Source organism: Rhodococcus sp. no. 34, from assembly GCF_054589475.1.
This window is the reverse complement of the sequence record NZ_BAAILK010000046.1, coordinates 456979-463681: the sequence shown is the minus strand read 5'-3', so window position 1 is coordinate 463681 and position 6703 is coordinate 456979. Positions and strand designations below refer to the sequence as shown.

5 protein-coding genes are annotated in these 6703 nt (G+C 62.9%); 1 reads left to right on the top strand and 4 read right to left on the bottom strand.

The features are described 5' to 3' along the window. Window positions 1-1155: glutaminase A (gene glsA / locus ACYP01_RS23285; protein ID WP_459682696.1), on the bottom strand; the 1155-nt coding region annotated here is incomplete at its 3' end. A 252-nt stretch (window positions 1156-1407) separates the two neighbouring features. Here glsA and dxs point away from each other — a divergent pair. After that, window positions 1408-3354 carry a 1-deoxy-D-xylulose-5-phosphate synthase gene (dxs, locus tag ACYP01_RS23280; protein ID WP_007732868.1) on the top strand — a complete coding sequence of 649 codons (1947 nt, stop codon included), beginning with the start codon at window positions 1408-1410 and terminating at the stop codon, window positions 3352-3354. Between the two features lie 88 nt (window positions 3355-3442). Here the strand turns inward: dxs and ACYP01_RS23275 are convergent, their stop codons facing one another. The 3 genes from ACYP01_RS23275 to ACYP01_RS23265 all read right to left on the bottom strand — a co-directional run bounded on the left by ACYP01_RS23275 (window position 3443) and on the right by ACYP01_RS23265 (window position 6626). Further along, a complete protein-coding gene (locus tag ACYP01_RS23275; protein WP_003942633.1) occupies window positions 3443-4885 on the bottom strand; it encodes a sugar porter family MFS transporter in 1443 nt (480 codons plus the stop codon). A 213-nt stretch (window positions 4886-5098) separates the two neighbouring features. Beyond that, complete coding sequence (locus ACYP01_RS23270) at window positions 5099-5569, bottom strand: SRPBCC family protein (RefSeq protein WP_459682694.1); 471 nt, start codon at window positions 5567-5569, stop codon at window positions 5099-5101. Window positions 5570-5609: 40 nt separating this feature from the next. Continuing rightward, window positions 5610-6626: an iron-siderophore ABC transporter substrate-binding protein gene (locus ACYP01_RS23265; protein ID WP_003942630.1), complete on the bottom strand. Its 1017-nt coding sequence runs from the start codon at window positions 6624-6626 to the stop codon at window positions 5610-5612. Window positions 6627-6703 lie beyond the last annotated feature (77 nt).

Here is a 6703-nt window from a genome sequence, read left to right as displayed (position 1 = left end):
GTCGTCGACGCGGCGGACGTCGATGACGACAACTTCGAGGCCCTCGTCCACCGAGCCGATTTCGCGGACCGCCGATTCGGCACCGGTGAAGAGGAGATCGCCGTGCAGTTCGTAGACCCGGCTGCGCTTGCCGACGTCGTCGAGCACGGCTTGTTCGGTCGGGGTGCGTCGTACTCGCGACGGTGCTTCGATGACGCTGTATCTGGCCCGGATCGACGAGCGTGACGCCCGCGTCACGTGGAGGAAGTGCAGTTCGAGTTCCTTCGACAGTGCCCGGGCAGAAGCAACTCCGCGAACACTGTTGCCGTGAACGTCGAGCCTGGGGGAGTACACGGCGATGCCGATCTGGCCCGGCAGAACCGCCAGCACTCCGCCGCCGACACCGCTCTTGGCCGGCAATCCGACCTCTACCAGCCACTTGCCGGCGCCGTCGTACATCCCGCAGGTTGCCATGACACTGAGGACCTGTTCGACGCCTGCGGGTGCCAGCGCACGCTCGTGGGTGAGCGGATTGACGCCGTTGTTCGCCATCGTCGCAGCCATCAGACTCAGATCACGGCAGGTCACGTCGATCGAACACTGACGGAAGTACAGGTCGACGGCCTCGTCGGGATTGCCGGTGATGACGTCGAAGGATCGCAGCATGTGGCCGATCGCACGGTTGCGGTGACCGGTGCGGGCCTCGGAGGTGTAGACGGCTTCGTTGAAGGTCAGCTCGCGGCCTGCGTATCGCGAGTACGCCGAGCGGATGCGCTCGAAGCGGGCCTCGGGATTCGGTCCGGCAACCAGTGATGCAGCGGTGATCGCCCCGGCATTGATCATGGGGTTTCGTGGCCGTTCGGTGAGCGGGTCGAGGCTGATTTCGTTGAACGGCTCGCCGGATGGTTCGACGTCGATTTTCGCGGCAACCGCCTCGCTTCCTCGATCGGCGAGAGCCAAGGCGTAGGTGAAGGGCTTCGAGATCGACTGAATGGTGAACGGGATTCGCGAGTCACCGATCTCGTAGACGTAACCGTCTACGGTGGCGATGCAGATTCCGAACGAATCGGGGGCGACCGCCGCGAGTTCGGGGATGTAGTCGGCCAACTCGCCTTCGTCGAGTGATCGGACTTCGTCGAACACTCGCGTTATCAGGTCGTCGACCACAGTTCCCATACGTCGACCTTAAGCTGACATGGCGGTCGTTTTGTGGAAGAAGAGTTGCCGAGTCGATCGCGACGGATCCCATTTGTCTGTGATTGCGATCACGAGCGATCCGCGGGATTTCGCTGTTACGCGAAGTCACACCGGAATCGGGCCGAGTCCGCGTGTCGGTTCGCCGGAACGCTCCGTAGACTGGCAGCACTGTCGCGAAGACAGCCGCGGCGCGCACCGGTGCAGCTGTGAAGCACGGAGGGAGCGATCTCGTTGGGTGTTCTTGCCCGCATTCAGGGTCCTGACGATCTACGTCAGTTGAGCCACGCCGAGATGACGGAGTTGGCCGACGAGATTCGTGAGTTCCTCGTGCTGAAGGTCGCTGCGACCGGTGGTCACCTCGGGCCCAACTTGGGCGTCGTGGAGTTGACCCTCGCACTGCACCGAATTTTCGACTCGCCGCAGGACGCGATCATCTTCGACACGGGCCATCAGGCCTATGTACACAAGATCCTCACCGGTCGTCAGGATCAGTTCGACACTCTGCGTAAGCAGGGCGGACTGTCCGGGTATCCGTGCCGCGCCGAGAGCGAACACGACTGGGTCGAGTCTTCTCACGCTTCCGCCGCGTTGTCCTATGCCGACGGCCTCGCGAAGGCCTTCGCGCTGACGGGTCAGAATCGCCACGTAGTTGCCGTCGTCGGTGACGGCGCGCTGACCGGCGGAATGTGTTGGGAAGCTCTCAACAACATCGCGGCAGGCAAGGACCGTTCGGTGGTGATCGTCGTCAACGACAACGGTCGCTCGTACGCACCGACCATCGGCGGACTCGCCGACCATCTCTCGGCACTGCGCACTGCGCCGAGTTACGAGCGCGCCCTCGACAGTGGCCGACGCATGGTCAAGAGACTGCCCTGGGTGGGGCGCACCGCGTACTCCGTCCTGCACGGAATGAAGGCGGGTCTCAAAGACGCGGTCAGCCCTCAGGTCATGTTCACCGATCTCGGTATCAAATACCTCGGACCGGTGGACGGACACGACGAAGCCGCCATGGAATCGGCATTGCGCCGGGCGAAGGCCTACGGCGGACCGGTCATCGTGCATGCCGTCACTCGTAAGGGCAACGGTTACGCACACGCCGAGAACGACGTGGCCGACCAGATGCATGCCACCGGTGTCATCGATCCCGTCACCGGTCGCGGCACCAAGTCGTCCGCGCCGGACTGGACGTCGGTCTTCTCGGCCGCGTTGATCGAGCAGGCTTCGCGTCGTGAGGACATCGTCGCCATCACCGCGGCGATGGCCGGGCCCACCGGCCTCGCGGCCTTCGGTGAGAAGTTCCCCGATCGGATCTTCGACGTCGGTATCGCCGAGCAGCATGCGATGACCTCGGCCGCCGGTCTTGCACTTGGCGGACTTCACCCCGTCGTAGCTATCTACTCGACCTTCCTCAATCGGGCTTTCGACCAGTTGTTGATGGACGTCGCTCTGCTCAAGCAACCGGTGACAGTCGTGCTCGACCGCGCCGGGGTCACCGGAGTCGACGGTGCCAGCCATAACGGGGTCTGGGATCTTTCGCTGCTCGGAATCATCCCCGGGATCCGTGTCGCGGCACCGCGTGACGCCGACACACTGCGGGAAGAGCTGGACGAGGCACTCCTCGTCGACGACGGCCCAACCGTCGTTCGTTTCCCGAAGGGCGCTGTACCCGAAGCGATTCCGGCCGTGAAGCGACTCGACGGAATGGTCGACGTTCTCAAGTCCAGCGAGGGTGAGCGCGGCGACGTGCTCCTCGTCGCGGTGGGCCCGTTTGCATCCCTGGCACTCGAGATTGCCGAGCGGCTCGACAAGCAGGGCATCTCGGTTGCCGTCGTCGATCCGCGGTGGGTTCTGCCGGTCGCGGATTCGCTGGTGAAGATGGCGGACAAGTACGCCCTCGTGGTCACCATCGAAGACGGCGGTCTGCACGGCGGCATCGGTTCGACGGTCTCGGCCGCGATGCGTGCCGCCGGAGTGCACACGTCGTGCCGCGACATGGGCGTTCCCCAGCAGTTCCTCGATCACGCCAGCCGCGAAGCCATCCACAAGGAACTCGGACTCACGGCTCAGGACCTCTCCCGTAAGATCACCGGCTGGGTGGCGGGGATGGGTAGCGTCGGCGTCCACGTCCAGGAAGACGCGTCCTCGGCGTCGGCTCAGGGCGAAGTCGCGCAAGGCTGACGGCTCGTCTCACGATAATCTCGAAAAGCGGTCGCCCTCGGATCAATCCGAGGGCCACCGCTTTTCGGTGTGAAACCGTGAGATCTCGCTACTGGACGGATTCGAGTGTGCTGCCTCGCGTTTCCTTCACGAATCGCAGGACGACGAACAGTGACAACGCTGCCATGACGGCGTAGCCGGCGTAGGTGTACGACAGATTCCAATCGGCCAGTGCCGGGAACGTCCAGGACACCAGGAAGTTTGCGACCCAGTTGGTGGCGGTCGCAATTCCGACTGCTGCAGCACGCACGCGGTTGGGGAACATTTCGGAGATCAACACCCAGACGACCGGGCCCCAGGACAAGGCGAAGAAGAACACGAATGCGTTCGCCCCGATAAGAGCGATAGTGGCATTGGCTCCGGTCAGCGTGGCCACGGATTCGCCGATCTCGTTCTTGGTCACTGTTGCCGAATGGAAACAGAACGCTGCGGTGCCCAGTGAGATGGCCATACCGGCGGAACCGACCAGCAACAACGGCTTTCGACCGACCCGGTCGATGACGGCGATGGCGACAAACGTACCGACGATGTTGACCAAGGCGCTCACGACGCTGATCAGCAGGGACCGGTCAGCGCCGAATCCGACCGCCTGCCAGAGGGTGCTCGAGTAGTAGAAGATCACGTTGATGCCGACCAACTGCTGCAACGCGGCGAGTGCAATACCGACCCACACCAGATGGGAAACCCCGAGCCGCTTCGAGAAGAGTTGGCGGACTGTGGTCTTGGCTTGCTTCTCCGTCAGAGATTCGCGGATCTCGTTCATGCGTTCGGTGACGGCGTCGTGATCTCCACCTTCGAGATCGGAGATGATCTTGCGAGCACGATCGTCCTTGCCCTGCGCCACGAGGAACCGTGGAGATTCGGGAATCGTGGTTGTCATGATCAGGTACAGGACTGCGGGAACCGCCTCGAGCATCAGCATCCACTGCCAGGCTTCGAGGCCTGCGATCTGATTGCGATCACCACCGGCCGCGGCCTGGAGGGCGTAGTTGACCAACTGCGACACGGCGATTCCGAGAACGATAGCCAGCTGGTACATCGAGCCGAGACGTCCGCGAATCGCGGCGGGGGAGATCTCCGCGATGTAGGCCGGGGCGATGACTGACGCGAAACCCACTGCCAGGCCGCCGACCACGCGCCAGAACGTGAGGTCGTAGACGCTGAACGGAATTGCGGAGCCTACGGCGCCGATTATGAACAACACCGCGGCTATCTGCATGACGCGGATGCGGCCGAGGCGATCTGCGAGTGTGCCTGCGATCCAGGCGCCGAGTGCTGCGCCGAGCAGAGTCAGTGAGACCGTGAGCCCGGTGCCCGAGGCGCCGATGTCGTACTTGTCTCGGATCGCACCGACCGCCCCGTTGATGACGGCGGTGTCGTATCCGAACAGAAAACCGCCGAGCGCGGCGGCGCCGGCGAAGAGCACTGCATGTCCGACGTCGGCGCGAGTAGCGCCGGATCCACCGCCGGAGGCGGTTCCGCTGAATGCCATTCCTGCCCCCTCAAAGGCCCTACGGTCGACACCCCGATGCGCCGATCCATCCGCGAGCACTCTGCACGCTACGCCCACCGGGGCAGATTTGGCGGGGACTCACGCGCCGTTACCCAGCTGAGTCCATTCCCGCAGCGAATCAGCTGGACACAGTGATGTCGTATTGATTGCAGTTATTATGCAAACAATATGGTAAGTGCAGGTGAGGGCGCTTTACTCGCCCGAGAGACGCTCGGCTTTTGCTGCGATGTCTTCGAGATCCTTCGCCATGAATTTCCGGGTCACCCGCGCGCCCAACCGACCGAATACCGCTGTGAAGATCTTCGAGATACGTGAAGTGGATTCGGATTCACCGGAGAAATACATCTCGAGGATCGTGCCTGTGGCGTCAGGCTTCAGGGTGAACCCACTCGTGTAGTTCATGCCGTGGGAGTTGGCTTTGACGACGGTGCGGGTGGGAGCCTCGACCTCGGTGACCCACATGTCCTCGGTTGCTACCTTGCCCATCATCTTCCGAGTTTCACGCCACTTGGTGCCGACGGCGTATCCCTCTCCGGCGAGCCGTTCGATACGGATCACGCCGGAGAGAGTGTCGGCAGCGTTGTCGAGGTCCGTCAGGACCTGCCACACAGTGTCCGCCGGTGCGTTGACGTGCCTGGTTACGGAGATCGAAAGTTCGGCCATGCAGGTGAGCATAAAGACCGTGACCGACACTGCATCTTTTCTAGGCGGAGGCGCGCTTTGCGGCTTCGCTCAACGTCGGTGTGATCTGGCCTAGGACCCACGGCGTGCTCAGGACGTTGACGTTGCTCAGTCCGCCGATGACGCGGGTGTCGCTGAGGAATGCGGTGGATCCGCGTTTGACCGCGTCGAGTCCACCGACTGCGGGTATGCCGGACGGATCACCGGAGCCGTCGGTGAAGCCGACGATCACATCGGCGTCGATGTCGGCGATGTTCTCGTAGGAGATCGTCTTGAAGAAGGTTCCGCCTGCGTTGTCCGCGGCGAGCTTCTCGACGCCCGGTGCGTTGACGAATCCGAGTTCCGTCAGCACCTGGACCCGCGGATCAGTGGGCAGATAGACGTTGATGTTGCTCGAATCGGTGTCGAAGTTGACCACTGCCAATGTCTTTCCGGCGAACTCCGGGTGGGCTGTGGCGGTATCGGCGAGAGTCGCGTCGAGGCCGTCGACGAGCTTGTCGGCCTCTTCGCTCTTGCCGACTGCCTTGCCGACGATGCGGGTCTGGTCCTGCCAGGATGTCTGCCAGGCCGCGCCGGGGTAGGCGGCCGTCGGTGCGATCTTGCTCAGTTGGTTGTAGACGGATTCCTCGAAGCCCTCGTACGGCGCGAGGATGACGTCGGGGGTCAACGACGCGATGGACTCGATCGGCGGTTCTCCGCTGGCCGGCATGTCGAAGAGCGTTGTCTTGTCCGCGTCGAAGTAGTCCTGCGCCCAGGGCATGACGCCGTTGTCGTCCGCACCGTAGGTGTACTTGGGCTGTCCGACCGGAGTCAGATCGAGTGCGTACAGGATGTCCTGCGCGTTCCATCCGAGGGTGACGAGGCGCTCGGGCTTCGAGTCGATGGTCGTGGTGCCGAAGGTGTTCTCGATGCTGACGGGGAATCCGTCCGTACCTTGGGATGTCGTGGATGTGCCTGAATCCGAGGAGCACGAGACAAGTGCGGTGACCGCGATTGCAGCCGCACCGAGGGCAGTGAAGCCCCGAACAGAAGTTTTCATGAAGGGCAGCCTAACCTACTGAATTTCGGCAGCCAAACGAAACCGATTGTGCCGTTTATGCAGGTGGGAGTCGGATC